Origin of the sequence: Erwinia sp. HR93, from assembly GCF_034555055.1 — a bacterium.
In the GTDB taxonomy this organism is placed as follows: domain Bacteria; phylum Pseudomonadota; class Gammaproteobacteria; order Enterobacterales; family Enterobacteriaceae; genus Apirhabdus; species Apirhabdus apintestini.
This window is the reverse complement of record NZ_JAXUDP010000001.1, coordinates 225,205-250,718: the sequence shown is the minus strand read 5'-3', so window position 1 is coordinate 250,718 and position 25,514 is coordinate 225,205. Positions and strand designations below refer to the sequence as shown.

General features: G+C 52.6%; 23 protein-coding genes and 3 pseudogenes. 8 read left to right on the top strand and 18 right to left on the bottom strand.

Translation table 11 applies throughout. The features are described from left to right. Positions 1-6: 6 nt before the first annotated feature. The 4 genes and pseudogenes from ridA to argF form a co-directional block, all read right to left on the bottom strand. A complete protein-coding gene (gene ridA, locus SFA31_RS01185) occupies positions 7-393 on the bottom strand; it encodes a 2-iminobutanoate/2-iminopropanoate deaminase (RefSeq protein WP_322836349.1) in 387 nt (128 codons plus the stop codon). Positions 394-470: 77 nt separating this feature from the next. Beyond that, complete coding sequence (pyrI, locus tag SFA31_RS01180) at positions 471-932, bottom strand: aspartate carbamoyltransferase regulatory subunit (RefSeq protein WP_322836348.1); 462 nt, start codon at positions 930-932, stop codon at positions 471-473. After that, positions 929-1,882 (bottom strand): aspartate carbamoyltransferase, encoded by a 954-nt coding sequence (pyrB, locus tag SFA31_RS01175; protein ID WP_322836347.1) that lies wholly within the window; start codon positions 1,880-1,882, stop codon positions 929-931. The genes pyrI and pyrB overlap by 4 nt, the downstream gene beginning before the upstream one ends. A 305-nt stretch (positions 1,883-2,187) precedes the next feature. Next, a pseudogene (gene argF / locus SFA31_RS01170) lies at positions 2,188-3,188 on the bottom strand (ornithine carbamoyltransferase). Positions 3,189-3,342: 154 nt separating this feature from the next. Between argF and rraB the strand changes: the two are divergent. The 3 genes from rraB (at position 3,343) to SFA31_RS01155 (ending at position 5,488) form a co-directional block, all read left to right on the top strand. Next, positions 3,343-3,762 carry a ribonuclease E inhibitor RraB gene (rraB, locus tag SFA31_RS01165; RefSeq protein ID WP_322836346.1) on the top strand — a complete coding sequence of 140 codons (420 nt, stop codon included), beginning with the start codon at positions 3,343-3,345 and terminating at the stop codon, positions 3,760-3,762. Between the two features lie 61 nt (positions 3,763-3,823). Continuing rightward, positions 3,824-4,582, top strand: a complete 759-nt coding sequence (gene miaE, locus SFA31_RS01160; protein WP_322836345.1) for a tRNA isopentenyl-2-thiomethyl-A-37 hydroxylase MiaE — start codon at positions 3,824-3,826, stop codon at positions 4,580-4,582. A 72-nt stretch (positions 4,583-4,654) separates the two neighbouring features. Then, the gene (locus SFA31_RS01155) at positions 4,655-5,488 is read left to right on the top strand and encodes a topoisomerase II (protein WP_322836344.1); all 834 of its coding nucleotides are present in this window, start codon (positions 4,655-4,657) and stop codon (positions 5,486-5,488) included. 409 nt (positions 5,489-5,897) lie between these two features. On the opposite strand, the gene SFA31_RS01150 is transcribed toward SFA31_RS01155, so the two are convergent. After that, on the bottom strand, positions 5,898-6,407 hold the full coding sequence (locus SFA31_RS01150; RefSeq protein WP_322836343.1) for a GNAT family N-acetyltransferase: 510 nt from the start codon (positions 6,405-6,407) through the stop codon (positions 5,898-5,900). A 121-nt stretch (positions 6,408-6,528) separates the two neighbouring features. On the opposite strand from SFA31_RS01150, the pseudogene SFA31_RS01145 reads away from it, so the two are divergent. Further along, positions 6,529-6,624, top strand: a pseudogene (locus SFA31_RS01145) (reactive intermediate/imine deaminase); the annotation flags it as partial. Positions 6,625-6,712: 88 nt separating this feature from the next. Here SFA31_RS01145 and SFA31_RS01140 read toward each other — a convergent pair. From SFA31_RS01140 to pepA, 4 genes are all read right to left on the bottom strand, one after another. Continuing rightward, a complete protein-coding gene (locus SFA31_RS01140; RefSeq protein WP_322836342.1) occupies positions 6,713-9,568 on the bottom strand; it encodes a valine--tRNA ligase in 2,856 nt (951 codons plus the stop codon). 8 nt (positions 9,569-9,576) lie between these two features. After that, the gene (locus tag SFA31_RS01135; protein WP_322836341.1) at positions 9,577-10,029 is read right to left on the bottom strand and encodes a DNA polymerase III subunit chi; all 453 of its coding nucleotides are present in this window, start codon (positions 10,027-10,029) and stop codon (positions 9,577-9,579) included. Positions 10,030-10,186: 157 nt separating this feature from the next. Continuing rightward, complete coding sequence (locus tag SFA31_RS01130; protein WP_322836340.1) at positions 10,187-11,062, bottom strand: PadR family transcriptional regulator; 876 nt, start codon at positions 11,060-11,062, stop codon at positions 10,187-10,189. A 496-nt stretch (positions 11,063-11,558) separates the two neighbouring features. Next, positions 11,559-13,070: a leucyl aminopeptidase gene (gene pepA / locus SFA31_RS01125; protein ID WP_322836339.1), complete on the bottom strand. Its 1,512-nt coding sequence runs from the start codon at positions 13,068-13,070 to the stop codon at positions 11,559-11,561. A 270-nt stretch (positions 13,071-13,340) separates the two neighbouring features. Here pepA and lptF point away from each other — a divergent pair, with 270 nt between their 5' ends. Then, positions 13,341-14,438 carry an LPS export ABC transporter permease LptF gene (gene lptF, locus SFA31_RS01120; protein ID WP_322836338.1) on the top strand — a complete coding sequence of 366 codons (1,098 nt, stop codon included), beginning with the start codon at positions 13,341-13,343 and terminating at the stop codon, positions 14,436-14,438. Further along, positions 14,438-15,520: an LPS export ABC transporter permease LptG gene (gene lptG, locus SFA31_RS01115; protein ID WP_322836337.1), complete on the top strand. Its 1,083-nt coding sequence runs from the start codon at positions 14,438-14,440 to the stop codon at positions 15,518-15,520. Before lptF ends, lptG begins: the two co-directional genes overlap by 1 nt. Before the next feature lie 377 nt (positions 15,521-15,897). Here lptG and SFA31_RS01110 read toward each other — a convergent pair whose 3' ends face one another. The 8 genes from SFA31_RS01110 to SFA31_RS01075 all read right to left on the bottom strand — a co-directional run bounded on the left by SFA31_RS01110 (position 15,898) and on the right by SFA31_RS01075 (position 20,975). Continuing rightward, a complete protein-coding gene (locus SFA31_RS01110) occupies positions 15,898-16,194 on the bottom strand; it encodes a YqjK-like family protein (RefSeq protein ID WP_322836336.1) in 297 nt (98 codons plus the stop codon). Beyond that, positions 16,191-16,586 carry a phage holin family protein gene (locus tag SFA31_RS01105; RefSeq protein ID WP_322836335.1) on the bottom strand — a complete coding sequence of 132 codons (396 nt, stop codon included), beginning with the start codon at positions 16,584-16,586 and terminating at the stop codon, positions 16,191-16,193. The genes SFA31_RS01110 and SFA31_RS01105 overlap by 4 nt, the downstream gene beginning before the upstream one ends. A gap of 1 nt (position 16,587) precedes the next feature. After that, positions 16,588-16,887, bottom strand: a complete 300-nt coding sequence (locus SFA31_RS01100) for a YqjD family protein (protein ID WP_322836334.1) — start codon at positions 16,885-16,887, stop codon at positions 16,588-16,590. A gap of 30 nt (positions 16,888-16,917) precedes the next feature. Continuing rightward, positions 16,918-17,292: a DUF1090 domain-containing protein gene (locus tag SFA31_RS01095; RefSeq protein ID WP_322836333.1), complete on the bottom strand. Its 375-nt coding sequence runs from the start codon at positions 17,290-17,292 to the stop codon at positions 16,918-16,920. A gap of 146 nt (positions 17,293-17,438) precedes the next feature. Continuing rightward, a complete protein-coding gene (gene mzrA / locus SFA31_RS01090; RefSeq protein ID WP_322836332.1) occupies positions 17,439-17,813 on the bottom strand; it encodes an EnvZ/OmpR regulon moderator MzrA in 375 nt (124 codons plus the stop codon). 9 nt (positions 17,814-17,822) lie between these two features. Beyond that, positions 17,823-18,488, bottom strand: a complete 666-nt coding sequence (gene yqjA, locus SFA31_RS01085) for a DedA family general envelope maintenance protein YqjA (RefSeq protein ID WP_322836331.1) — start codon at positions 18,486-18,488, stop codon at positions 17,823-17,825. A 302-nt stretch (positions 18,489-18,790) separates the two neighbouring features. Next, positions 18,791-19,567, bottom strand: a complete 777-nt coding sequence (gene exuR, locus SFA31_RS01080) for a transcriptional regulator ExuR (protein ID WP_322836330.1) — start codon at positions 19,565-19,567, stop codon at positions 18,791-18,793. 109 nt (positions 19,568-19,676) lie between these two features. Beyond that, on the bottom strand, positions 19,677-20,975 hold the full coding sequence (locus tag SFA31_RS01075; RefSeq protein WP_322836329.1) for an MFS transporter: 1,299 nt from the start codon (positions 20,973-20,975) through the stop codon (positions 19,677-19,679). A gap of 407 nt (positions 20,976-21,382) precedes the next feature. Here SFA31_RS01075 and uxaC point away from each other — a divergent pair. Together uxaC and SFA31_RS01065 are read left to right on the top strand one after the other, a co-directional pair. Continuing rightward, positions 21,383-22,795, top strand: a pseudogene (gene uxaC, locus SFA31_RS01070) (glucuronate isomerase). Between the two features lie 11 nt (positions 22,796-22,806). Next, on the top strand, positions 22,807-24,300 hold the full coding sequence (locus tag SFA31_RS01065) for an altronate dehydratase family protein (RefSeq protein ID WP_322836328.1): 1,494 nt from the start codon (positions 22,807-22,809) through the stop codon (positions 24,298-24,300). 93 nt (positions 24,301-24,393) lie between these two features. On the opposite strand, the gene SFA31_RS01060 is transcribed toward SFA31_RS01065, so the two are convergent. Continuing rightward, entirely contained in the window at positions 24,394-25,347 is a 954-nt protein-coding gene (locus tag SFA31_RS01060) for a TerC family protein (RefSeq protein ID WP_322836327.1), read from the bottom strand. Positions 25,348-25,514: the final 167 nt, after the last annotated feature.

Here is a 25,514-nt window from a genome sequence, read left to right as displayed (position 1 = left end):
AGGTCGCTAGCGGCGTACAGCAATAGCTTCTATTTCGATTTTGACATCTTTTGGCAGGCGTGCGACTTCAACGCACGAGCGTGCAGGGAATGCGGCCTGATGCTCAGTGAAGAAGGCTTCATACGTCGCGTTAACGGCTGCGAAGTCATTAAGATCTTTCACAAAAACGGTGGTTTTAACAATATCACTCACCTTCAGGCCGGAGGCTTCAATTACGGCTTTTACATTTTCCAGCGACTGGCGCGCCTGAGCGGTGACGTCTTCTGCGACGCTACCTGTTTTTGGGCATACAGGGATTTGGCCTGAGGTCATCACGATATTGCCAAGATCGACGCCCTGGACATAAGGGCCAATGGCGGCAGGGGCGCGTTCCGTTTTGATTTCGCGAGACATAATTTCTCCTGAAGTTTAATTAATAGCGATAGATGTTATTTGCCATTATAAGGCGGCTCTGTTGCATTGCCAGCGGCTTAGCCGGCAAGAACCACATGATGTGCAAACTCTTTTTCGCAGTATTTGCACTTCAGCACAACCGTGTCCGATCGCATTCTGATATTAAAACTGGATGCAACGGGCTCATTGCGGCTAATACAATTTCCATTTGGGCACGTAAGTACGCCGTCAATACGCTCGGGCAACGCAGGGCGGCTTTTCGCGACAACTTCATAATTATCAATGTGATTAACCGTCGCCTGTGGCGCATAAAGTGCCAGTTGATTCACCTGGGGTTCGGTTAAAAACGTATTTTCGAGTTTTATGAGATCTTTACGCCCCAGCTCTGCAGAGGGCAAGTTAAGGCCTATCGTAATGCGGTTTTGAGTTTCAGTAAGGCGAAAGCGCGTCAGTAGCGTGAAACCCGTATGAGCGGGAATATGATCGATGACGGTACCGCGCTTAATTGCTTCTACCTGGAGTTTCGTTTCATGTGTCATTGGACCGCTCCTTCCTGTAGCGCCGACTCCGGCGTAAGAATAAGGGCCAGCAGCGCCTGGCGCGCATAGATACCGTTTCCTGCCTGTTGAAAGTACCAGGCATGCGGCGTGGCATCGACATCGGTGGTGATTTCATCGATGCGGGGCAGAGGGTGCAGAATCTTCATATTGTGGCGGGCGCCGGTTAAGTTTGCCGCACGTAAAATGAATTGCGCCTTCACGCTGGCGTACTCCGAGGGATCGAGGCGCTCTTTCTGTACCCGGGTCATGTATAAAATATCCAGCTCGGGGAGAACGGACTCAATATTGTTATGCAGGCTCCAGGCTATGCCTTTCTCATCCAGCATATCCAGAATATAGGACGGCATAGCCAGCGCATCCGGGGCGATAAACCAGAAGCGATTCCCGGGGAATTTCGCCAGCGCCTGAACCAGTGAGTGCACGGTTCGCCCATATTTTAAATCGCCGACTACGGCAATATTCAGGTTTTCCAGGCGGCCTTGCGTTTCATAAATAGTAAATAGGTCAAGCAGCGTCTGGGTAGGATGCTGATTGGCGCCATCGCCGGCATTAATAACCGGGATGCCGCCGGAAAACTCTGCGGCCAGCCGGGCGGCGCCTTCCTGAGGATGGCGCATCACGATGGCGTCAACATAAGTACCGATAACCGACATGGTATCCGCCAGTGTCTCCCCCTTTTTCCCAAGAGATGTATTACTACTGTCAGAAAATCCCACGACGGCTGCTCCCAGACGATGGATTGCCGTTTCAAAAGAAAGGCGGGTGCGGGTCGATGCCTCAAAAAAGCAGCTGGCGATGACTTTGTGTTTGAGCAACTCCGGGCGCGGGTTGGCTTTTAGCATCGTGGCCGTCTTTAACACCAGTTCGAGCGTGCTGCGATCGAGATCGTTTATCGAAATCATATGTTGCCGATAAAGGGGGTTAGCCATTGCGTTCTCCTGTTTCGGGCGGTTGGAAAGTGAGAGGCAAAAAAAAGCCCCTCATTGAGGGGCTTTCTAAAAAAAGGGGGGATGCATAACGGGAGAAAAAAGAGCGCTTGCCGCTGCGATGCGGGCCAATACAGACACTGCATGTTTCGTGGTTACCTAACATGATTCCTCCCGGCAAAACGTTCGGCATTATACGGATGCCCGGGGTGGTTACAAGAGATTATTGTCTAATTTTAGCGCTATAATCGGGCTTACGAGAAAACAGAGTACTGCGCGCGGCGAGGAATTTCGCTTTGTTGTTTCACTTATAGCGGCGTAAGCGTCGCGACCATAACGGCTTTAATAGTGTGCATTCGATTTTCCGCCTGATCGAACACAATACTCTGGGGCGATTCGAAAACCTCGTTAGTGACTTCTATGCCGTCAGGAAAGTGATACTCGTCGGCGATTTGTTGGCCCAGTGTAGTTTCAGCATCATGAAAAGCAGGCAGTGCAGGAATTTTACCTCTGGGTTTCCCGTTAACGTGAGCATGGCCTTATTGACCTGATAAGGACGCAATAATGCGATGCGCTCGGCCCAAACGGTTTTCGCTTCGCCCATCGATACCCACACGTCCGTATACAAAAAGTCTGCGCCTTTTACGCCCTCGCTGATATCTTCCGTCAGCGTGATTTTAGCGCCGCGGCGCGCGCCGATTTCCCGGCACTGTTCGACCAGCGCTGCTTCCGGCCAGCAGGCTTTTGGCGCGACCAGACGTAAATCCAGCCCAGCGAGCGCTGCGGCCTCAAGCATAGAGTTGCCCATATTGTTGCGTGCATCGCCCACATACGCCAGCGTCATGCTGTGCAGCGGTTTATCCGGTAAGTGTTCCTGCATGGTGAGCAGATCGGCTAAAAGCTGCGTAGGATGAAATTCATTTGTCAGGCCGTTCCACACCGGCACACCCGCATAGCGTGCGAGGGTTTCAACGATGGTCTGGCTATAGCCCCGATACTGAATACCGTCGTACATCCGGCCCAAAACGCGTGCGGTATCTTTAATCGATTCTTTATGGCCAATTTGACTGCCAGATGGCCCTATCCAGGTGACGCTAGCTCCCTGGTCTGCTGCGGCGACCTCGAAGGCGCAGCGGGTGCGAGTCGAGTCTTTCTCGAAAATCAGGGCGATATTCTTTCCGCGCAGACGCTGAGTTTCCGCGCCGGATTTTTTTTCCTGTTTTAAATTGGCCGCCAGGCCCAGCATTGTATGCAGTTGATCTGATGTGGAATCGAGCAGTCTCAGGAAGTGCCTTTGATAGAGCGCCATCTTCTCTCTCTCGCAGTAAAGTTGAATGAATTAAAATTCAATTTATACGTCTAATTATTCATTTTCAAGGCGGAAAATCTTTTTCTGCGGGAGTGGAGGCAATTCCGGCGCTGTGTGAAAATGAAGATAACTGCCACACACTGAGGAATGCATCATGGCGAACCCTGAATTACTGGAAGAACAGCGTGAAGAAACGCGCCTGATTATCGAAGAACTACTCGAAGACGGCAGCGATCCTGACGCGCTCTATACAATTGAGCATCATCTTTCTGCCGATGATTTTGAGTCACTGGAAAAGGTGGCCGTTGAAGTCTTCAAGCTAGGTTATGAAGTAACGGAGCCTGAAGAACTGGAAGTGGAAGAGGGTGACGTCGTTATCTGCTGTGATGCGCTGAGCGAATGTGCGCTGAATGCGGAACTGATTGACGCACAGGTTGAGCAGCTTATGACTCTCGCTGAGAAATTTGGCGTGGAGTATGACGGCTGGGGCACCTACTTTGAAGGGGACGATGAAGATGGCGATGAAGAAAACGAGGATGATATCGACGAAGACGATAACGGCGTTCGTCATTAAGTTACGCGAATAGTATCAAGCGGCGGCGGTGTGAACCGCTGCCCTGCAAGGATTGCCATCAATGAATTATCAACAGCTACTTGCGCCTGCGCGCCAGTTTTTACACTGCGCCACGCCGCAGACGTGGATTGATGAGGCGCGTCGACCAGAAAATCTTGCGCTATTGCTAACGGATCACATGGTATGTGAGTTAAAAGCTGCCCAGACGGCAATGTTACTGATCCGCAAATACGTGGCGGATGAACGAAGCGCTCAGGCGCTATTAGATGGCCTGAAGCCGTATGAAGATTTTACCTTTCGATCCGGTCCCGAACCAGACTTCGCGGCGCTCCACAAACAGATATCTAAAAGCGCGATGCCGCGCACGAAAGCCCTGTGGGAACAGGCGCTTATCGATAAAATGGTGCCACTGATTAAAGAAGAGTTGCACCATTTCTGGCAGGTTAGAGAAATCATGCTCGCCCGCGATATCCCGTATATCAAAATTACCGCCAGTCGCTATGCGCGCGGTTTATTAACGCAATTACGCACCTGGGAGCCGGCGGCGCTGGTAGATAAACTGATTTGCGGAGCCTATATCGAAGCGCGTTCTTGCGAGCGCTTTGCCGCGCTGGCACCCTATCTTGATGCACAGCTTGAAGCGTTTTATTTATCGTTATTGCGATCGGAAGCGCGCCATTATCAGGATTATCTGGCGCTGGCGCGGTTGATTTCGCCACAGCAAGTGGACGAACGCATAAGTATGATTGGGGCCGCTGAAGCCCGGCTTATTTCAACGCCGGATCCCCTTTTTCGTTTTCATAGCGGCATTCCGACATAAGTTGCCGGTGCGCACGGCGGTAATATTGAATTCAGGCGCGTTGTACGCGATATCCACACCATAGGGAATGTAATGAACGGTCTGTTAAGTATCTACTGCGTCGCCGTATTGCTACTGGCATTCTGGATATGGCGTAAAGGCCATCAGGCGGGAAAGTGGCTGGCGCCATGTTTTATTGCACTGGCCGTGGTGGTGTGGCCGCTGTTAAATGTTTCTCGTTTCCTGCCCATCAGTGAGGGCGGCGATCCGCAGCATCAAGAGGCGCCGTTTGACGTTCTGGTATCGAAAGCGCCGCTATTACAGGCGATTAGAGAAAAGGAACCGGCTATTTTTGCCGCCTTACGCCAGCAGGCGCTGGCACTGGGCAAGCAGGGGAAATCTCAGCGAGCGGTGATAGAAACGCTACAGCCGACCATTCAGGGACTATTGACGGAGCGTTTGCAAAGGGCGCCGGATATCAATGTAGTGCGCTTCATGCAGGCCAGCCTGGAGCAGACGGCGCAGATTGAAAAGTTGGGAGCAGACGCCTGCTTTCGCTTTTTGTTTCCTGCGGTAAAAGGAGGGTTTAACCCTAAAGCGCTGCCTGAGGCAGTGTCTCAGCGTCGAATGGCGGCAGATGCTGAAATGCTGCGCGCGTCATACGGCCCCGGGCAACACACGCCCGCATTGAATGAACAGGCGCGGGCATATCGTGATTTGCAGCCGATTATGGAGGAGCTGGAACAACGCTACGGTAATGCGCTAACGCTAATAACGGCGCCGCAGGAAGCAAAGGGTAAAGAGGCGCAGGTATGTGACATGACGCAGGTTATGTGGCAGCAGGTGCTGAAGCTGCCACAGGAACGGGCTGCGGGGATAATTCGAACATTAGTGGCGATGGGGCATTCGCAGTCAAAGGCGCCTTAAAGATATCCCCGTCTGGCGAATAGCCCCGCTCCACCGCGGTTGGGGCATGCACAGGGCGTAGCAGGAAAAGATAAACGGGGGAGCGGCGCCGTGCGTTTTATCGCTGTCCGGCCATTCACCGCTAGCACAGTCTGTCCGCTCGCCCTGGAAGAGCATTCTGCCTGGCGCTAAATGATTGAAAAACATCTTGGCACCGCTTTGCCGAAGCCGCTGAGCTTCCCGTTGCGGATACTGCCTTTATTTTTCATACCGTCCAGGGCGCTTTCGTACTGTAAATTCATGCCATTTTTGCGAGCCAGCGTTTCTGTGTATCTCGGTCACATCTCACGATGTTTAATCTGCAGAACGCGGGATTACATCATCAAAGAGCGATGCGGATTGCGAGTGCTCAAGAGTGCCAGAAAGCCCGTCACAGCGTTTTCAGCATTCTCACCTCACAGTCCGTATGCCCCGTTTGCCCTAACGGTGTATCTATAAAGTCGAATCCTAATCGCTGATAGAGCGCGATAGCCTGAACCAGCGCGGCGGTAGTCTCCAGGTAGCAGCGCGTAAACCCTTGTTCACGGGCATAATCCAGCGCCGTTAACGCCAGCTTTTTTGCCAGCCCCATACCGCGCGCCTGCGGTAAAAAGTACATTTTCTGCAGTTCGCAAATATCGTCTTTACCACCCGCCAGTGGCGCAATACCGCCGCCGCCGATAACCTGCTGGTGCTGTTCTATCACCCAGTAAGCGTGGCGCGGGCGCTGGTACTGTGTATACAAAATATCGAGATTAGGGTCGGCGACGGTGTAGCCTTTATCGGCGGTAAGCCCAAACTCTGCGGAGACATTGCGGATAACCCGCGCGATAGCGGCATTATCATCGGCGCGCAGCCGACGCATGTGTAATTGAGTGGAGAGATCAACGGAAAGCGTCATACGATTTGGTGTGAGGGTTAGTGTGTCAGTAACGCAACTAATAACACCCGCGACGTGCAGGTGCAAGATATGAACTGAGTGGGAAAGTGGCTTTCCAGAGAGAAATACTCTGGCGGTGAAAATCGAGGTCTCTGGACTGAAGGTGAATGATATTGTTAAAACTACCGTTTTCGTTAAAGATCTTAATGACTCTGCTATCGTTAAGGCAGCGAAAGAGAAAGGGCGCTATTGCGCCCTTTTCGTTACATGCGGCCTTGCAAAAGGGAACGGGTAAATACTTCGCCCGTTCCCCGGAGGATGATGCATTAAAGCGCGGCGATGATCGCCTGCTGCTCGAGTAGTTTCGCTTTTGCTTCTATGTAGCCGTTAAGTTTCTCGCGCTCTTTGGCAATAACGGCTTGTGGCGCACGGGCGACAAAGCCTTCATTAGATAGCTTGCCTTCGATGCGGCTTATTTCCGTCTCAATCTTGACGACTTCTTTTGCCAGCCTGGCCAGTTCTGTTTCTTTATCAATCAGGTCCGCCATCGGGATCAGCAGTTCGGCGCCGTCGATAATTTTCGTCACGGAAACGGGGCCTTTATCATCGGCAGGCAGTAACCTAATGCTTTCCAGGCGCGCCAGCGTTTGCAGGAAGCTGGTATTTTCATTAACCCGGCGAGCGGCGTCGCTGCTGCAGCCGCGCAGTAATAACTCCAGCGGTTTGCCCGGCGCGATATTCATTTCCGCACGAATATTGCGCACGGCAATGATGGCCTGCTTGAGCCATTCGGTATCGGAAACGGCGGCATCGTCAGTCAGCGTGGCGTCATATTCCGGGAACGGCTGCAGCATGATGGTATCTGCCGTAATGCCTTTCAGCACTTTTACGCGCTGCCAGATGGTTTCCGTAATAAACGGAATAATAGGATGGGCCAGGCGCAGCAGGCCTTCCAGAACATTAACCAGCGTATTGCGCGTACCGCGCAGCTCGGATTCACTTCCGCCATTCATTACCGGTTTAGTCAGCTCCAGATACCAGTCACAGAACTGATTCCAGGTAAACTCATACAGAATATTGGCAGCAATATCGAAGCGATAGTTATCCAGCGCCTCGCGGTAGGCTTTAACGGTGCGGTTAAACTCAGCGCGGATCCAGCGATCCGCCAGCGACAGCGTCATATCGCCACCGTTGAATCCACAGTCCTGATTTTCGGTATTCATCAGCACAAAGCGGCTGGCGTTCCACAATTTATTACAAAAGTTACGATAGCCTTCCAGGCGCTTCATATCCCAGTTAATATCGCGGCCGGTTGAAGCTAGCGCAGCCAGCGTGAAGCGCAGCGCATCGGTACCGTGCGGTTCAATACCGTTCGGGAACTGTTTCTCCGTGCGCTTGCGAATTTTCTCTGCCAGCTGCGGCTGCATCATATTACCCGTACGTTTTTCCATCAGGGCTTCCAGCTCGATACCGTCCACCATATCCAGCGGATCGATAACGTTGCCCTTGGACTTGGACATCTTCTGCCCTTCGTCGTCGCGGATAAGCCCGGTCATATAGACAGTATGGAAAGGCACCTGTGGTTTGCCGTTTTCATCTTTGATGAAATGCATGGTCAGCATGATCATGCGGGCTATCCAGAAGAAGATAATATCGAAACCGGACACGATGACGCTGCTCGGGTGGAACTGACGCAGCGCTTCGGTATCTTCCGGCCAGCCGAGCGTGGAGAAGGTCCACAGCCCGGAGGAGAACCAGGTATCCAGCACGTCTTCGTCCTGGCGCAGAGCTACATCGGCGCTCAACTGATTTTCCTGACGAACTTCTGCTTCGCTGCGCCCAACGTAAACATTGCCTTCGCTGTCATACCACGCCGGTATGCGGTGGCCCCACCAAAGCTGGCGCGAAATACACCAGTCCTGAATATCGCGCATCCAGGAGAAATACATGTTCTCATACTGTTTAGGTACGAACTGAATGTCGCCGTTTTCCACTGCTTCAACGGCCGGTTTCGCCAGTACGGCGGCGCGCACGTACCACTGATCGGTCAGCATCGGTTCAATTACCACGCCGCCGCGATCGCCATAGGGCACGGTCAGGTCGTGGGGTTTGATTTGATCCAGCAGACCTAATTCGTCGAATTTTGCAACAATGGCTTTGCGTGCGGCAAAGCGCTCCAGCTTCTGGAATTCATCCGGAATATCGCTGCTATAAACGGTGGATTCTTCCCCGTTAGTGTCGAAGACTTCCGCCGCCGTGCGGATATCGCCGTCAAAGGTCAAGATATTGATCATCGGCAACTTATGACGTTTACCGACTTCATAGTCGTTAAAGTCATGGGCAGGCGTAATTTTTACGCAGCCAGTGCCTTTTTCCATATCGGCGTGCTCATCGCCAACGATCGGAATGCGGCGATTAACGAGGGGCAGTATAACAAATTTGCCGATCAGGTCTTTATAGCGCGGATCCTCTGGGTTGACGGCCACGCCGGTATCACCAAGAACCGTTTCCGGGCGAGTGGTCGCAACTATCAAATAGTCTTTACCGTCGGCGGTTTTTGCGCCGTCGGCCAGAGGATAGCGCAGGTGCCACATGGAGCCTTTAGATTCGCGGTTTTCCACTTCCAAATCGGAGATGGCGGTGCGCAGCTTAGGATCCCAGTTTACCAGGCGTTTGCCGCGATAGATTAGGTCTTCTTTAAATAGCCGAACGAATACTTCTTTAACGGCATTAGACAGGCCGTCATCCATCGTGAAACGCTCGCGTTCCCAGTCGACAGAGTTACCCAGACGGCGCATTTGGCGAGTAATGGTGCCACCAGATTCGGTTTTCCACTGCCAGATTTTATCAATGAACGCTTCGCGGCCATAATCATGCCGTGTTTTGCCTTCTTCAGCGGCGATTTTCCGCTCTACTACCATTTGTGTTGCGATGCCGGCGTGGTCTGTACCGACCTGCCACAGGGTATTTTTCCCCTGCATGCGCTGATAGCGAATCATGGTATCCATGATAGTTTGCTGGAAGGCGTGCCCCATATGCAGGCTGCCGGTGACATTAGGCGGCGGGATCATGATGCAGAAGCTTTCCTGACTCTTATCGCCGTTGGGTTTAAAGTAGCCTTGCTGTTCCCAGTGCTCATAGAGCGGCTGTTCAATATCTTGCGGGTTATATGTCTTTTCCATTTCTGCTGTCATTCCGGGGCCGCCCAGGTGGCCGTAGTCAGATGAAAACCGGCGATGCGATAGGCTTTATAGCGTTCTCGGGCCAGCGGTTTCAGGGATTCGTCGTTAGGTACAAAGTCTATCACTTCATAGAAAGCGGTGGCAAAGTCTGCAAAATCCGGCAATAAACTGATTAGCAGATCGCGCGGTGCGCTATTGCGTTTCTGCGGCCACGCCAGTTCAACCGGCGCCCCGCCGCGTGGACCTTCACCGGCCAGGTTATGCGGGACAAAGCTGTGCGGATCGCGTTCCCACAGCGCTTCGTCCAGGCGGATCGCCTGCGGTTCGTCCTCGCAGGCAATAAGTATGCGCTTACCTGCACGCCAGCGTTCGGCGGCCAGTTCACAGACCAGTTGTTCAACGGCATTCAGGCCGGACGACTGCTCGCTGCTATCCAGAAGGTAGAACGTGGCATTTTTCATGATGATGTGCGCTGATGTCTAACAAGGCTATGGTATAACGGCGCTGATTTCCCGCCTGACGCAATGCGCCGGCGGGTATAAAGGCCGCATACCGTGAAAAAAAGATAATACCAGATGTGCGGCGCTTCGGGGGAGTTATCGCGGGGAGTGGGCGGCGTCAGGCGTCGATGTTTTTGAGCTGTGCCAGAGTATCCTGCAAAATCGCAGCGACCCGGCGCTGGACATCTTCATTACTGTGGTGATGTTCATGAATTTGCGCGCGCAGTGCATGAACGGCTTCCATGAGTTCTGGCGTAAACGGCTGACGCTCTTCTCGCATAGCCTGCGCCACGGAGTCCATTTGGCGGGCGAATTTTTCCAGGCGTTCGATCAGGGCGTCGACAAATGACCGATTGGCCGTGAGATGGGCCGCACCTTCTGGCGCCAGCGCATAGCGTTTACGAGAGCCTTCTGGTTGTACGGTAACGTAGCCGACATCTTCAAGCCATGTCAGCGCCGGATAAATCACGCCCGGGCTGGGCTTATAAAAACCGCCGCTTTTTTCTTCCAGCCGTTTAATTAGCTCATAGCCGTAGCTGTCATTTTCTTTAAGCAGATCGAGTAGCAGTAACTGAAGCTCGTCTGCGCTGAATTTACGTCCGCGCAGAAAAGGCGGTCGCCCCCGATGCCCGGAGAATCCGTCTTCACTCTGTGAATTGCCAAACATTCCACGGCCACGACGGCCTATCATGCGCATCATTGCGTGAACTCCTCGATTACGATGGCCTGGCATATGCATCATCGCAGGGTGATGGAATGCGTGACGATCGTTTTCATCACAGGGTGAATGGCGCATATCGCCGTTATACTGATCCATCATCCCGTGATGATGGAAAGCGAAATGAGCGTCTTCTTCACACAAAAGAGTATGCATATTGTCGTCGTATCGCTCCCGCATTTGCTTCATAAAGTACCGGCAATGCGCATCTCTGTCATGGTGGTCATGATGGTGGCAATGATGATGAGAGTGACGTTTACGTTTTGAGTTGTACATAACGTTTTCCTTATAGGGTAGTTCATTTTTTATATCTTAAGATGCTGTCTTACGATGCATTGCATGCTATATCTTAAGATATAGATGGTCAACAGATATTGTTTCGAAACTTAGGAGAGGAAGAGATTTTTAATATGGCTGCTTCAATAAAAGCTTTTACCAGATGGTTAACCAAGGGTGTGTTATGACGATTTCTTCATCCCATAATGGGCATTATGGCGCTGGATAAGCCTGGGCCTGATTAGCATTCTGGAGTATGTGGTTATTCAGGAGGAAAAGGGGATAACGCGTTTTCTACAATGGGTGGATTTTGAGACGGGGGCTATGCAAATGACGGCGTGAAAAGGGATATATGCGTAGAGAGGGGGTTGTTTTATAACGCGAGTATCGAGATTGGTTTTTTATGTAATAAAAATTAGGGGGCGTATGTTTATATTGGTCGAGGTGAGCGGCAGCGACGGAATTGAAAGACATCCCGCCGCTAGTCAAGAACGACTTATTCTTCGTGCGTGAAACCTGCGCGGTTCAGTAAAAACTGAGATAACAGAGCCACTGGTCGGCCCGTTGCGCCTTTTGCCTTGCCGGAACGCCAGGCCGTGCCCGCGATATCCAGGTGCGCCCAGTTATATTTGCGCGTAAAGCGTGCCAGGAAGCAGCCGGCGGTAATCGCGCCGCCGGGGCGGCCGCCAATATTCGCCATATCTGCGAAGTTTGATTCCAGTTGTTCCTGATATTCATCGCCTAACGGAAGCCGCCAGGCGCGATCGCCCGCCTGTTCAGAGGCGCTAATTAATTCGTGGGCCAGCGGATTATGGTTGGCCATCAAACCGGTAATATGGTGGCCAAGCGCAATAACACAGGCTCCGGTTAACGTTGCGATATCAATAACCACTTCAGGCTCGAAACGCTCGGCGTAGGTTAACACGTCGCATAAAACCAGGCGGCCTTCCGCATCGGTATTCAGCACCTCGACCGTTTGACCGGACATTGTGGTCAATACATCGCCGGGGCGATAAGCGCGCCCGCCGGGCATATTTTCGCAGCCCGCCAGGATGCCGGTAACATTAAGCGGCAGTTGAAGTTCTGCCACCATACGCATTACCCCGTAGACGGCGGCGGCACCGCACATATCGTATTTCATTTCATCCATGCCTTCCGCGGGTTTTAGTGAAATACCGCCGGCATCGAACGTTAACCCCTTGCCTACCAGCACGATTGGGCGCGCATCGGGGTCATTACTGCCGCGATATTCAATCACGGACATAAGCGATTCATTTTGTGAGCCCTGGCCTACGGCGAGGTAGGCATGCATACCCAGCTCTTTCATTTGTTGCTCGCCAATCACGCGGGTAGCAACATTCTGGCTAAATGCATCAGCAAGCTGGCGTGCCTGCGAGGCGAGATAGGCGGCATTACAAATATTCGGCGGCATATTGCTAAGATCTTTGGCAGCCCGAATGCCTGAAGAAATCGCCAGCCCGTGCTGAATGGCGCGTTCGCCGCTGGTTAGTTCGCGGCGGGTAGGGACATTAAACACCATTTTACGCAGCGGACGGCGCGGTTCGCTTTTAATCGTTTTAAGCTGATCGAAGCAATAAAGGGACTCCTTTGCTGTTTCAACGGCCTGCCGCACTTTCCAGTAGGTATTGCGTCCCTTAACATGCAGTTCTGTCAAAAAACAGACTGCTTCCATTGAGCCGGTGTCGTTTAGGGTGTTGATCGTTTTTTGAATAACGTGTTTATACTGGCGTTCGTCGAGTTCGCGCTCTTTGCCGCAGCCAATCAGGAGAATGCGCTCTGACAGGACATTGGGCACGTGATGGAGTAGCAGGGTCTGACCCACTTTTCCTTCCAGCTCCCCACGGCGCAGAAGAGCGCTGATATAGCCGTCGCTGATTTTGTCGAGCTGTTCGGCTACCGGGGACAGGCGACGCGGTTCAAAAACGCCGACAACGACGCAGGCGCTCCGCTGTTTCTCGGGGCTACCGCTCTTTACACTGAACTCCATGCACTACTCTCCTGAATCTTAAAGACAACAGCGGAGGCCGCAGTATAGAATTGTCGACTTACGTGACGCATTTGTCCGCTGTTGTGATGACTTCGTGTTAATCTTGACGAATGTTATAACGGTTTCGGCACGTCAGAACTGTACGGGGCGAAACGGCTAAGTATAGATATCTTAGCGAGGTTTTCGACGATCCATGAGAATAAATGACGTATAAGCGATGAAACAAGTAATTTTCCTGCAAAAAGACTCGTTTTCACAGGCGTATTTAGTGTGATAATCATAAGATATCTTGTCCGGGAGACGCTCAAAAGCCAACTGGCTATCCTTTTTATCCTGTTGCTGATCTTTTTTTGTCAGAAACTTGTCAGGATATTAGGCGCTGCCGTTGACGGCGAAATCCCTACCAACCTGGTCCTTTCACTGCTGGGCCTTGGCGTACCCGAAATGGCTCAGCTTATTTTACCGCTCAGCCTTTTTTTAGGGTTATTGATGACGTTCGGTAAGCTCTATACCGAGAGTGAAATTACCGTTATGCACGCGTGCGGGCTTAGCCGCATTGTACTGGTAAAAGCGGCGATGATTCTGGCGCTTTTTACCGGCATTCTTGCCGCGGTCAACGTCATGTGGGCTGGCCCCTGGTCTTCCCGTCATCAGGATGAAGTACTGGCAGAGGCGAAAGCGAATCCCGGCATGGCAACGCTGGCGCAAGGGCAGTTTCAGCAAACGAAAAACGGCAGCGCCGTTTTGTTCATTGAAAGCGTCTCAGGGAGCCGTTTCCACGATGTGTTCATGGCGCAGCTTCGCCCTAAAGGTAATGCCCGGCCGTCCGTCGTGGTGGCTGATTCCGGTGAACTTTCACTGCGCAAAGATGGTTCTCAGGTGGTAACGCTCAATAAAGGCACGCGCTTTGAAGGCACGGCGATGCTGCGTGACTTTCGCATTACTGATTTTCAGGATTACCAGGCTATTGTCGGCCATCAGGCTGTGACGCTGGATCCTGATGATACCGATCAAATGGATATGTATACGCTTTGGCGTACGGATAACGATAAGGCGCGCGCAGAATTAACCTGGCGAATTACGCTGGTTTTTGCTGTGGTGATGATGGCGCTGATGGTAGTGCCGCTGAGCGTAGTGAATCCGCGCCAGGGGCGCGTTTTATCGATGCTGCCCGCGATGCTGCTATACCTTATTTTCTTCTTACTGCAAACGTCGCTTAAATCCAACGGTGGGAAAGGAAAACTCGATCCCATGATATGGATGTGGGTAGTTAACCTTTCCTACCTTGCGCTGGCTGTGTTGTTGAATGTGTGGGATACGGTGCCAATGCGCAGATTTCGCGCGCGCTTTTTAAAAGGAGCAGCGTAATGTTTGGATTTGGCGTACTCGATCGTTATATCGGGAAAACCATCTTTAATACCATCATGATGACATTATTCATGCTGGTATCGCTGTCCGGCATTATAAAATTTGTCGATCAGTTAAAAAAAGCAGGTCAGGGCGGTTATACGGCGCTGGGGGCAGGTATGTATACGCTGCTGAGCGTGCCGAAAGATATTCAGATCTTTTTCCCAATGGCTGCGCTGCTAGGCGCGCTGCTCGGTTTAGGCATGCTGGCGCAGCGCAGTGAGCTGGTGGTGATGCAGGCGTCTGGCTTTACGCGCATGCAGGTGGCCGCATCCGTGATGAAAACGGCTATTCCACTGGTTTTGTTCACTATGGCTATCGGTGAATGGGTGGCGCCGCAGGGCGAACAAATGGCGCGCAATTATCGCGCACAGATGATGTACGGTGGGTCCCTGCTTTCCACCCAGCAGGGCATGTGGGCGAAGGACGGCACCAATTATGTCTACATCGAGCGCGTGAAGAAGAATAATGAGCTATCTGGCATTAGCATTTATAGCTTTAATAAAGCGCGCCGGCTGGAGTCAGTGCGTTACGCCGCGGCGGCCAAATTTGATGCGCAGGAGAAGGTGTGGAAGCTGTCTCAGGTAGATGAATCCAACCTGCGCGACGGTAAGCAAATTAGCGGTAGCCAAACAATTAGCGGCATTTGGAAGACAAATCTGACGCCGGATAAATTGGGGGTTGTCGCTCTGGATCCGGATGCGCTTTCCATCAGCGGGCTGCACAATTATGTGACCTATCTGAAATCCAGCGGTCAGGACGCAGACCGCTATCGGCTAAATATGTGGGGCAAAATATTCCAGCCGATTTCCGTCGCTGTAATGATGCTGATGGCTCTGTCATTTATCTTCGGGCCGCTGCGCAGCGTGCCAATGGGTGTGCGCGTAGTAACAGGCATTAGCTGCGGGTTTGTGTTCTATGTGTTGGATCAGATTTTCGGGCCGCTCAGCCTGGTGTATCACATCCCGCCGTTACTGGGAGCGATATTGCCAAGCGCGACTTTCCTGCTGATAAGTCTTTGGCTCATGATGAAGCGCGCCTGATGTACTTCTTCCTGAGCGAAAATAACAGCCGGCCAGTAGGCCGGCTTTTTTACGCCCGCCAAACGCCTGTGCGATAAGCTAAATTATTGGCGCTTACAGGGTGCCGTGATGTAAGGAACGCAGCCTGGTGGCATGATGAACTCTGGGATTTATCCAGCTGCGAGGCTGAACAACGCGTATTACCGGCAGTGTTTTTCAGTGGTTGGATATTATTCATCGGGCAGGCGTGCCGTGCGGACGTAAAGACGACAAAGCCGTGGCGTTAGCTAGCCTTTGCCCCTGAAAGCCTGAGCCAAATTATTTATAAACAAGGCGGGTGGGCGTACAGGTAGGATGCAAGCGGTAAAAAAGCAGCTCCGAAGAGCTGCTTAAACAAACTATTGGCGCACGCGGCTGAGCGTATTACGTAGCAGGCGCCACGTACTCCAGACTCCAACGCCGCGTTTACTCCAGCGCATCAGGAAACGAGGGTGGCGTACGCTCCAGATGGCCATTACTCCGCTGCCAGCAACCAGCCAGGCGCGAAGATTCAAGACGCGTTTCCAACCGCGATCGTAAGGCGACATCAGGGCCAGCCAGTCCTGACAGCCTGCGTTAAAATCGAGACGCTGTTGCTGTATACGACTTAACAGCTCTGCGGTGTGCTGCTGGCGTTCTCGTCGGCTACTGCTCACTCCTTTTCCTCCAGAAGTTCGCGATCGTTCTTCAGTTCGTTTCGGGTGTGACGTAACAGCGTGGAGCGGCGAGCTTTACGCAGCGTCCAGATCCCAAGGATCAACGCCAGTAACAGCAGTAGGCCCGTAGTGCCGGCCATAACATATAGCCGGTACTGGGGATCTACGGCCCAGATGATGAGCACCATTAGGCACATAAGGCCAAAAGCGGTGAAAATCATCGTTAGGCCAAGCATCAGCATAATCTGGAGGAGGTTTGACTTTTCTTCCTCCAGCTCCACGACCGCCAGCCTCAGGCGCGTCTCCACCATTCTGACCAAAACGGTCAGAATTCGCTGCCCGGCGCCAAGTACGCTTTTACCTGGGCCGTTTTGTTGGCTGTGGTCAATCATATTAACGGCGCGCCAGCAATACGCCGAGGACAACGCCGACAGCAGCGCCAATGCCTACGCCTGTCCACGGTTTTTCGCGCACATAGTCGTCAGCGCGGGATGCCGCTTCGCGCGTATGGCGGGCGATAGCTTCCCCGGTTTCGCCCAGACGGCGGCGGCTCTCTTTCAGCGCGCGCTCGGCTTTGTTGCGCAGTTTATCCATCTCCTCCTTGGATTTTTCACCGGAAGTGTTCAGCACTTCTTCCAGAGTATCGGCAAGGGTCTGAAGCTCGGCGCGTAAATATTCATTATCTTTAGACATATTCCTCTCCTGTTGGTAATGGTCCTTGTGTTAATAATCCTGTGCTTCTAGCGCTTTGAGTTCACTTTCCGCTTCAGCAAGTTTTTGCTCGCGCTTCGCGATTTTTTTAGTATCGCCTTTGCGATGGGCTTCCGCCAGTTCGTCTTTACGTTCGGCAATTTTCTCACGCTGATGGGCCAATTTTTTCTGGTGATCGGCGAGCACTGTGCTGTTATCACAGTGATCCTGCACTTCTTTTAGTGCCGTTTGTAGCCCGGAAATGCGGTGTGAGTTGTTATGTTGTTTAGCGTAGTCGATTTCACGCTGGATACTCTGTGCCTTATCCTGGCAGGGAGAAGTTGCAGCCTGTGCTGCCACGCCGGTAAGCGAGATGAGCGTTAAGGCGAGTGCGATACGACATTTCATAATAGGAGGCCTTCCATTGTGTATCAGTGCAAAAGATGCCGTAAGATCCTGTCAAAGCAGGGCGACGGTAATGCTGCCGACGCAGCTTAAGCATAGCCAGATTCTTAAAAAAACAAAAGGCGATGGGGATAGGCTGGGTGGGTGGGTTAGCCGAGATCGTGCTGGGGCGAGCGGAAACGCGCCATGAGAGAATGGGCGATACTGTTTTTTTCCGTTTGCGCAATGATATAGCCGCGCGGCAGCGTGCGATTAAGCACTTTTCTGGCCGCCATACTTTGCGCGCTGGAGTCAAAGGTAATGACCAGACCATTATCGACAGGAGTAATACTTTTAAACGCGATGCCATTTGCATCAAGATGGTGCCACACGGAGAAACCGTCTGGCGTGCTGATACCTGCCTGCTGTGCGCGTATTTCCAGAGTGGCTTCCGGCCGGGGGGTTGTTGACCAGGCCAAAAACACCGTTACGGTTAGCAGAGTCGCTAACAAAATAAATCGCAGGTAATGAGTATGACTCCGCATGTAATTACCTTATTCCTGATGATGGGCGCGTTTTTTCTTCCACAGCACCACCAGTGAACCAATAAAGCCGAATACCAGAAGCGCTACCGGTAAAATCATCAGACCCGCCATTAGCTCATCTTCATATTTAAGAAATACCGGCGTTTTCCCCAGCATATAGCCCAGTGATGTGAGGATGACAATCCACAGTAACCCACTAATCCAGTTAAAGATTTGAAAACGGGTACTGTTCAGGCCAGAAAGCCCGGCCATTGTCGGCAGAAGCGTTCGGACAAAGGCGATAAAACGCCCCACCAGCAGTGCGGAAAGCCCGTGTTTATGAAATAAATGGTGTGCACGCTGGTGGTAGTGGGTGGGTAAATGAGAGAGCCATTTTTGAACGATGCGCGTATTGCCAAGCCACCGTCCCTGAATATAACTGAGCCAGCAGCCCAGACTGGCCGCGGTGGTAAGCAGTACGATGGTTTGCGGAAAACCGAGCGCGCCTTTAGCGATTAAAACGCCAACCAGCACCAGCAGGCTGTCACCGGGAAGAAATGCGGCGGGCAGCAGACCATTCTCAAGGAACAAAATAATAAATAGAACGCAGTAAAGCATGCCAATCATGCCGGGATTGGCAAGGGTTTCGAAATCCTGACTCCACAGAGCGCTGAGTAATTGCGTCAATAGTTCCATTCATTTTTTCCTGGGCACTTCTGATAAATCTCTGCGGGACGCAGCAAGCAATAAGGGCATGACGTTGCCAGACTGCTACCTGGGGCGGAGGACGTCGAGATAAGATATGCCGAAAGGCCTCTTTGTCATCCGGTATTAATCGGCAATATTTGCGTCTAATTGTAACAAAGGCGCTCGCCCTGCGTCACAATATTTCGCATTTGTTGAGGATTGATTTTGCTTAGCGGGAAGCAATGTGGCGAGGGCTTTTACAAACGCTGACATTATTCAGGATTTTCCGCCAACCTCGCCGTGACATTGCGCTACTTATTGGGCGGTGCCAGCGCCGTGAGATGAACGACAGGATTGTCATTAAACAGATAGCGATCGGCATTAAATTCAAAATCATCGCTGGTTTCATTAAAAAGCATTTGCCGGGTATTTTCTAAATGCTGCCACATGGCAAGCTTCGCGCCGTGCGGATCTTTACGGATCAGCGCCTTTAAAATCTCGTCGTGATCGGCGCACCAGTGATCGGCGGCGTGGCGGTCAATATGTTCATGGAGCTTCTGCCAATACGGATTATGCGCGCGCTGAGTCCACATTTTTTCTACGATAGCGGCCAGGGCGCTATTCTGAGTCGCCAGCGCGACCTGTACGTGAAATTGCAAATCCCACTCTGAATCCCGAAAACACTTTTCACTGCGGGCTTTTTCCTGAATCTCCATCAGCTTAATAATATCTGGCTTGGTAACCTGCGTAGCGGCAAACTCGGCAATATTGCTTTCAATAAGCTGGCGCGCCTGAAGCAATTCGAAAGGGCCGAAATTTGCAAATTCAAGCCGCTCGTCCGGCTGGCTGCCGTTTCGTGCCTGATTAGCAATCACGTGAATACCAGAGCCTTTACGTACTTCCACGTAGCCTTCTACTTCCAGCATAATAATGGCCTCGCGCACTACGGTGCGGCTGACATTACGCTCTTCAGCGATAAATCGCTCCGCAGGAAGTTTGTCGCCGACCTGATATGTGCCAGTCTCAATACGCTGCTTTAGTTCAGTGGCAAGTTGCTGATACAGGCGGCGAGGCCCGGTTGTTTCCATATTGGCTCCAGAATAAACAGTAAGAACAGCGTTACCTGTTATACCACTTTTCACCGAAAGGCACTACAGAGCGCGGCGCCGTGCGGCCGCCTGAAGCGGCCGTGAAAGATTATAATTGCGTTACGGCATTTGCAGGGTGTTTATCATCTATCTCGCTGGCTGGCTGACTTTTTAGCAGCGTCCAGATAACCACGGCACCGAGAAGATCAAACACGGCAAGTGCGGCAAATAGCGGGCTAAAGCCCAGCGTGTCTGCCAGCGCGCCGACTATAAGTGCGAATAGCGTGCTGGCGGTCCATGCAGCCATGCCGGTTAATCCGTTGGCCGTCGCCACCTCATTGCGGCCGAATACGTCTGAAGAAAGCGTAATGAGTGCGCCGGACAGCGCCTGATGAGCAAAGCCGCCGACACAAAGTAGCGCAATTGCGGTATAAGGGCTGCTAAATAATCCGATGGTGCCAGGGCCTATCATTAATACCGCGCCGAGTGTCACCACGAGCTTGCGTGAAACGATGAGATTAACGCCGAACAGGCGCTGGAATAGCGGCGGCAGATAACCACCGACGACGCAGCCTAAATCCGCAAATAGCATCGGCATCCATGCGAACATCGCGATTTCTTTCAAATTAAAGCCGTAAGCTTTAAACATGAATAGCGGGATCCAGGCATTGAACGTTCCCCAGGCGGGTTCGGCGAGAAAGCGCGGCAGGGCAATCCCCCAGAACTGGCGGTTGCGCAGAATCTGCCCGGCGGTCATTTTTTCTTTATTATTGGTTTGATGATGCGCTTCCTGGCCGGAAAGAATATAGCCGCGCTCTTCCGGCGTCAGGTGTTTTTGATCTTTAGGATGTTTATACAGCCAGAGCCAAAGCATGGCCCAAATAAAGCTTAATACGCCGGTAATAACAAACGCCATTTCCCAGCTATGCCAAACGATAGCCCAAACTACCAGCGGTGGGGCTATCATGGCGCCAATAGAGGATCCGACATTAAAATAGCCGACGGCGATGGAACGCTCTTTTGCCGGAAACCATTCCGAGCTGGCCTTCAGGCCTGCCGGGATCATGGCGGCCTCGGCGGCGCCTACCGCGCCGCGCGCAATAGCCAGCCCTCCCCAGCTCCCTGCCAGTGCGGTAGCACCGCAAAAACCGGCCCATAGCACGGCAAATAGCGCATAGCCCAGCTTGGTACCTAATACATCCAGCACATAACCGGCGACAGGCTGCATGATGGTATAGGCCGCCGAATAAGCAGCGATAATATAAGAGTACTGCTGTGTCGTGATGTGTAGTTGTTCTTGAAGCGTCGGTGCAGCGACGGCGACGGTATTACGCGTGAGGTAGCCAAGTACTGTACCCAGGGTAACCAGCGCTATCATGTACCATCGTAGACCTTTTATTTTTCGCATATCAAAACCTCTATTCGGTGATGCAATGCAACAGGAACAGACCGGAATAAGTGACGCGTCATGCAGTGTCAGGCGCTGCCCGAATACTGCTTAACAATGAATATGATGCCGGTCATGGCAACGTATTGGGGGTAAACGGATAACGACGGCGACACGATAACTTGTCATACAACTTTAAAGGGTGCGGAGTATCACAAAAGTGGTTGTATAGTGAGCTATGCGCTAGTTATGCATATAGTTTTGATATATATGGATTTTTTGTTTTTTAGGCATTGAGGGAGGATAATCTTTGTCTATGTTTTGTGAGCGCTGGCGCAAAATTTCTCATCAGTAGTCATAATTGGTGTGATAACTTTTATTCATCTGACCACGTTGTCATTGATTAATCCCCAACAGGATGATGTCTGATGAATCGTTTTATGACGGAAGATTTTTTATTAGATACTGAATATGCGCAGCGTCTGTATCACGAGCACGCTGAAGCACAGCCTATCTTTGACTACCACTGCCACTTACCCCCGCAGCAGATAGCCGATAACTATCGCTTCACTAACCTGTATGACATATGGCTGAAAGGCGATCACTATAAATGGCGGGCAATGCGCTCCAATGGCGTTCCGGAGCGGCTATGTACCGGCGATGCCGGGGATCGTGAGAAATTTAACGCCTGGGCGGCGACCGTGCCGCATACACTCGGCAACCCGCTGTATCACTGGACGCATCTGGAGCTACGCCGGCCGTTTGGCGTTGTCGGCACGCTACTGTCTCCCGCTACCGCAGATGAAATTTGGAATACGTGTAATGCATTACTGGCGCAGGACGATTTTTCAGCCCGAGGGATTATGCGGCAGATGAATGTCAAAATGGTGGGGACGACCGACGATCCGATTGATTCTCTGAGCCACCATGCGCGTATTGCCGCTGATGAAAGCTTTGATGTTACGGTGCTGCCGAGCTGGCGGCCTGATAAATCGTTTAATATTGGGCAGTCCGGGTTTGCGGCGTATATCGAATCCTTAGGGGGGACGGCGGACGTGCATATTCGCCGCTTTAGCGATTTGCAGGCGGCGCTGGAACGTCGTCTGGACCATTTTGCCGCCCACGGCTGTAAGATTGCCGACCATGGGCTGGACAGCGTGGTGTATGCGCAGGCCAGTTAGGCGGAGCTTGATGCTATCCTGGCGCGCCGGCTGGCGGGAGAAGTGCTGGAACCGAGTGAAATTGCGCAGTTTAAAACCGCCGTGCTGGTATGGCTGGGCGCCCAATACGCTCGCCGCGGCTGGGTGCAGCAATACCATATCGGTGCGCTGCGCAACAATAATCACCGGCTGTTTACCCGTCTGGGGGCTGATATCGGCTGTGACTCCATTAATGATAGTCCCATCGCCGCAGCGCTTTCCCGCTTACTGGATGAACAGGATCGCGCGGGGAATCTACCCAAAACTATTCTGTATTGCCTGAATCCTGGCGATAACGAAGTACTGGCAACCATGATTGGCAATTTTCAGCAGGAAGGTGTGCCTGGAAAAATGCAATTTGGCTCCGGCTGGTGGTTTAACGATCAAAAAGAAGGCATGGAGCGCCAAATGACCCAGTTGGCGCAGCTAGGCCTGTTAAGCCGCTTCGTGGGTATGCTGACGGATAGCCGCAGCTTTTTATCCTACACCCGCCATGAGTATTTCCGCCGCCTGTTATGCCGCATGGTAGGGCGCTGGGTTGAAAACGGTGAAGCACCGGCGGATATGTCGCTACTGGGGCCGATGATTGAGAACATTTGTTTCAATAATGCGCGGGATTATTTCGGGATTACGCTGAAATAGAAGGAAACATAATGTCGGTACCCTGGATTCAGATCCATCCGCAGGATACCGTTGCAGTGGCGCTGGCGCCGCTGGCGGAAGGAATGCCCGTCGCTGCGGGCATCCACTCTTTTCGACTGGGCCAGAACATTGAACAAGGGCATAAATTTGCGTTATGCCCGATTCCAGCCGGAGAAAGTGTTCTGAAATATGGCCTGCCGATTGGGCATGCGCGCTGCGATATTGCCCCGGGTAACCACGTTCACAGCCATAATTTAGCCACTAATCTGCAGGAGAGCGAAACTTATCGCTACCAACCGGCCAGGGTACCCTATCAGCTACGGCTGCCAGATCGCGATATTGCGGTTTACCGGCGCGCATTGGGCGCCGTCGGCATTCGCAACGAACTCTGGATCCTGCCCGGCGTTGGCTGCGTGAATGGTATTTGCCAGCAAATCCGCCAGCGTTTTTTAGCCGCGCACCCGGACCTGACGGACATAGACGGCGTGTATCTATTTACGCATCCCTTTGGCTGTTCGCAACTGGGGGACGACCATCACAACACGCGCACGATGCTGCAAAACATGGTGCGGCATCCGAACGCCGGCGGCGTGCTGGTTGTTGGGTTGGGCTGCGAAAATAACCAAATAGAAGCGTTTCGCGAAACTCTCGGCGCATACGATCCGGCGCGCGTGCGCTTTATGGTGAGTCAACAGTATGACGATGAGGTTGCGGCGGGTGTTGCGCTGCTAGAGCAACTTTACGCAGCCATGCGCCACGATAGCCGGGAGCCGGGTAAGCTCAGCGAACTGCGCTTCGGCCTGGAGTGCGGCGGCTCGGACGGCCTGTCAGGCATCACGGCAAACCCTTTACTGGGACGTTTTTCCGATTATGTTACGGCGCACGGAGGCACAACGGTACTCACCGAAGTCCCTGAAATGTTCGGCGCGGAGACGCTGCTCATGCGCCAGTGCCGCGATATCCAAACCTTTGATAAAACCGTGGCGATGATCGCGTCATTTAAAGCGTATTTCCTGGCGCACGGCCAGCCTGTCTATGAAAACCCTTCGCCGGGAAATAAAGCCGGAGGTATCACTACGCTGGAAGAAAAATCGCTGGGATGCACTCAGAAAGCGGGGCGGGGATACATTATTGATGTTCTGCGCTATGGTGAACGCGTTTCACATCCCGGGGTCAATTTACTCAGCGCTCCGGGCAACGATGCGGTAGCGACCAGCGCACTGGCGGGAGCGGGCTGTCACATGGTGTTATTCACCACCGGACGAGGAACGCCTTATGGCGGGTTTGTTCCTACGGTAAAAATTGCCACCAACAGCGCGCTGGCGGCGCGAAAACCGCACTGGATAGATATTAACGCCGGGGTACTGGTGGAGGGAGTAACCATCGAGGCGCTGCTGGCGCAATTTATTACGGATATTGCGGAAATCGCCAGCGGACGTAAGACGTGTAATGAACGCAATGACTTTCGTGAACTGGCGCTGTTTAAAAGCGGAGTTACACTATAAGCGCGGGCGCGCTGCGTTATCTACGGCGCCCGGTAGCGCCATTGGTGGCTAATCGAACGGGCCACGTCCTGGCTGGCCCGTGCAGGAATAGCGTTAACCGGCGCGGCGCTTGTTTACCCAGAGGTTTATTATCAGGGTCAGGCCCAATATTGCGCCGACCACGCTCAGGGATATCGCGACGGGAATATGATAAAACTCCACGATCAGCATTTTTACACCAATGAAGACAAGAATTGCCGCTAACCCGTATTTTAACAGGCTGAAGCGTTCTGCCACGCCGGCCAGCAGAAAATACATGGCGCGTAGCCCCAGAATTGCGAACAGATTAGAGGTCAGTACAATAAAGGGATCGGTCGTGACGGCAAAAATCGCTGGTATACTATCGACGGCGAAAATCACGTCGCTGATTTCCACTAAAATGAGTACCAGCAGCAGCGGCGTGGCGTAGCGCAACCCGTTCCGGTAGACAAAAAATCTCTCGCCGTCGATAGTTTCCGTCATGCGAAGGTGGCGACGTATCCAGCGGACCAGCGGTTTATCGCCAATATCCGAATCATCTTCTCGCGCCAGCGCCATTTTAACGCCGGTAAACAGTAGAAAGGCGCCAAATACCCACAGCAGCCATTCAAATTGCGAAATGAGCCAACTGCCGGCAAAGATCATCACAGTACGCAGGATAATCGCGCCCAGCACGCCGTAAACCAGCACCCGTCGCTGAAGCGCGGCGGGGACGGAAAAATAGCTGAATAACATCAACCATACGAAAACGTTATCTACCGCGAGCGCTTTTTCAATCAGGTAGCCGGTTAAAAACGCCAGCGCCTGTGGACTGGCGACGGCCCGCCCCTGAGTCTGAGCAAGATACCACCAGAGCGCGGCGCTAAAGAGTAAAGACAGCGCCACCCATAAAACCGACCAGCCGGCGGCCTGCTTCATCGTCATTGCGTGGGCTCCACGCCGCCCCTGAAGCAGCAGATCGATTGCTAACATAACTACCACAACGGCGGCGAACGCGCCCCACAGCAAAGGGGTTCCAACACTATTCATACTCGCACTCCTTATCAACAAAAACGGCCGGTGTCGGAAGACGCCAGCCGTTTTGCTGCGCTAAGGGCATACCTCGCCTTCCGGCAAGGTCTCACTTACGGCATCAGCGCACGCTGTGTGCTGTGTAATGCCGCCCGGCAACCGGAAGCGAGTCGCTTCGTCATGAC

Excerpts from the sequence above, each read along its gene's own strand:
- pyrB (WP_322836347.1), bottom strand. The coding sequence starts at position 1,882 with ATGGCTAACCCCCTTTATCGGCAACATATGATTTCGATAAACGATCTC.
- SFA31_RS01155 (WP_322836344.1), top strand. The coding sequence starts at position 4,655 with ATGAACGGTCTGTTAAGTATCTACTGCGTCGCCGTATTGCTACTGGCA.
- mzrA (WP_322836332.1), bottom strand. The coding sequence starts at position 17,813 with ATGCGGAGTCATACTCATTACCTGCGATTTATTTTGTTAGCGACTCTG.
- SFA31_RS01135 (WP_322836341.1), bottom strand. The coding sequence starts at position 10,029 with ATGAAAAATGCCACGTTCTACCTTCTGGATAGCAGCGAGCAGTCGTCC.
- SFA31_RS01060 (WP_322836327.1), bottom strand. The coding sequence starts at position 25,347 with ATGAATAGTGTTGGAACCCCTTTGCTGTGGGGCGCGTTCGCCGCCGTT.
- SFA31_RS01075 (WP_322836329.1), bottom strand. The coding sequence starts at position 20,975 with ATGCGAAAAATAAAAGGTCTACGATGGTACATGATAGCGCTGGTTACC.
- pepA (WP_322836339.1), bottom strand. The coding sequence starts at position 13,070 with ATGGAGTTCAGTGTAAAGAGCGGTAGCCCCGAGAAACAGCGGAGCGCC.
- SFA31_RS01105 (WP_322836335.1), bottom strand. The coding sequence starts at position 16,586 with ATGATTGACCACAGCCAACAAAACGGCCCAGGTAAAAGCGTACTTGGC.
- SFA31_RS01140 (WP_322836342.1), bottom strand. The coding sequence starts at position 9,568 with ATGGAAAAGACATATAACCCGCAAGATATTGAACAGCCGCTCTATGAG.
- exuR (WP_322836330.1), bottom strand. The coding sequence starts at position 19,567 with ATGGAAACAACCGGGCCTCGCCGCCTGTATCAGCAACTTGCCACTGAA.
- miaE (WP_322836345.1), top strand. The coding sequence starts at position 3,824 with ATGAATTATCAACAGCTACTTGCGCCTGCGCGCCAGTTTTTACACTGC.
- SFA31_RS01100 (WP_322836334.1), bottom strand. The coding sequence starts at position 16,887 with ATGTCTAAAGATAATGAATATTTACGCGCCGAGCTTCAGACCCTTGCC.
- lptG (WP_322836337.1), top strand. The coding sequence starts at position 14,438 with ATGTTTGGATTTGGCGTACTCGATCGTTATATCGGGAAAACCATCTTT.
- SFA31_RS01095 (WP_322836333.1), bottom strand. The coding sequence starts at position 17,292 with ATGAAATGTCGTATCGCACTCGCCTTAACGCTCATCTCGCTTACCGGC.
- rraB (WP_322836346.1), top strand. The coding sequence starts at position 3,343 with ATGGCGAACCCTGAATTACTGGAAGAACAGCGTGAAGAAACGCGCCTG.
- ridA (WP_322836349.1), bottom strand. The coding sequence starts at position 393 with ATGTCTCGCGAAATCAAAACGGAACGCGCCCCTGCCGCCATTGGCCCT.
- yqjA (WP_322836331.1), bottom strand. The coding sequence starts at position 18,488 with ATGGAACTATTGACGCAATTACTCAGCGCTCTGTGGAGTCAGGATTTC.
- SFA31_RS01065 (WP_322836328.1), top strand. The coding sequence starts at position 22,807 with ATGTCGGTACCCTGGATTCAGATCCATCCGCAGGATACCGTTGCAGTG.
- pyrI (WP_322836348.1), bottom strand. The coding sequence starts at position 932 with ATGACACATGAAACGAAACTCCAGGTAGAAGCAATTAAGCGCGGTACC.
- SFA31_RS01130 (WP_322836340.1), bottom strand. The coding sequence starts at position 11,062 with ATGTACAACTCAAAACGTAAACGTCACTCTCATCATCATTGCCACCAT.
- SFA31_RS01150 (WP_322836343.1), bottom strand. The coding sequence starts at position 6,407 with ATGACGCTTTCCGTTGATCTCTCCACTCAATTACACATGCGTCGGCTG.